The 1446-nt window shown below is 60.8% G+C and carries 2 protein-coding genes; both read right to left on the bottom strand.

Translation table 11 applies throughout. From position 1 onward, the window contains the following. On the bottom strand, positions 1-851 hold an 851-nt coding region (locus BSG19_RS25620), incomplete at its 3' end, for a sugar phosphate isomerase/epimerase family protein (protein WP_092990806.1). A 139-nt stretch (positions 852-990) separates the two neighbouring features. Next, on the bottom strand, positions 991-1446 hold a 456-nt coding region (locus tag BSG19_RS25615), incomplete at its 5' end, for an ABC transporter permease (protein WP_139274843.1).

The following is a 1446-nucleotide window of genomic DNA, read 5'->3' as shown; positions in this document are numbered from 1 at the left end:
AAGCGCGCGCTCTCATCGACGCGGTCTTCCCAGGCGAACACGCAGTTCGAGAGAACACCGTCGAATTTCATGTCTGCGAGCGTCGCGAAGAACGTGTCGAAATCGATCTCGCCCTGGCCGAAGTTGGTGTGCTGATGGACGCGCACCTTGGAACCCGGAGGATTGACGATGTAGCGAAGCTCCGACGACTTGTTGTGGTCGTAGGTGTCGGCCAGCCGGACATGCACGAGATGCCCCTCCGTCGCGCGCAGATTGGCAACCATGTCCGGACCGTAGAAGAACGTGTGCGGCGCGATGAACGACGCTTTGACGGACGGCGAATTGATCGTCTTGATGATATCGACGGCCGGTGCGATCTGTTCGATCCAGTCTTCCGGGTGCGCTTCCAGCGACAGGACAAGGCCTTCCTTCTCGAGGAGAGGCACGAGAATATCCATGGCGCGGAAGAACTGGGCCTCGCAGGTCTCGGGACGATGAAGGCCCGAGCGATCGTTCAGGCTGCGGTCCGGCGATCCGCCACGCCCGAACTCCGAGACGAGCATCGGACCATCCATCTCGACCGCGATCTCGATGACGCGCTTCCAGTTGTCGATCGCGTTGTCCCACTCGTCCTGGTAAGGGCTTGCCCAGCGATACATCGGCTGGAGTGTCGCAAGGCCGACACCGTGATCCTTCAGCGCCTTCTTGAAGCTGGCAACGCGCTCCGGATAGACCTTGGGCCTCGTCCACCAGGAGAGAAAATCGGGACGCGGCGACAGTTCCACATAGTCGTAGCCAAGATCGGCAACCTTTCGGCAGGTGTCCTCCAGCGACAGGTGCCGGAACATGTGCGGGTCGAGGGTGTGTTTCATGAGGGAATATCTCCTTCTCGCTGGTCTTTTCTGCGCATGCGTCAAGGCTCTCGGACCTCGTGTCGATTCTGCATCGATGACGCCGTTCTGCGGATGGAATGGAAGTTCAGGGCTGGATAGTCATCTCGCGTTCAGATGGTCAGGCCTTCTTGACGCGTTTTCGCTGGCGATAGACGTCGGCCACAACGGCGGCGACGATGATGATGCCCTTGAGCATCTCCTGGTAATAGGCATCGAGCCGGAGGAACGTGAACCCGGAGATGATGACCCCGAAGATGACCATGCCGATCATGGTGCCGAGGATGGAGCCGCGACCGCCCGAAAGGGAAACACCGCCGATGACGGCCATGGCAATGGCGTCGAGTTCATAGCTCGTGCCCATCCCGGCCTGGGCGGTCAGGCCGCGCGAGGCGACGACGATGCCGGCGAGTGCCGAGAGAAGGCCCGCGACCGCATAGACCTTGACCGTGTGGCGCTCGACATCGATGCCCGAGACGCGCGCCGCCTGCTTGTTCGCGCCGATGGCATAGGTGAACTTGCCATAACGGGTGTAGCGCAGGACCACATGCATGATGGCGGCGACGATGAGGAAAAT

It is taken from the genome of Rhizobium sp. NFR03 (genome assembly GCF_900111275.1).
Classification (GTDB): domain Bacteria; phylum Pseudomonadota; class Alphaproteobacteria; order Rhizobiales; family Rhizobiaceae; genus Ferranicluibacter.
Note: the sequence above shows the minus strand (reverse complement) of the source record. Positions and strands in the feature narration are given on the sequence as shown.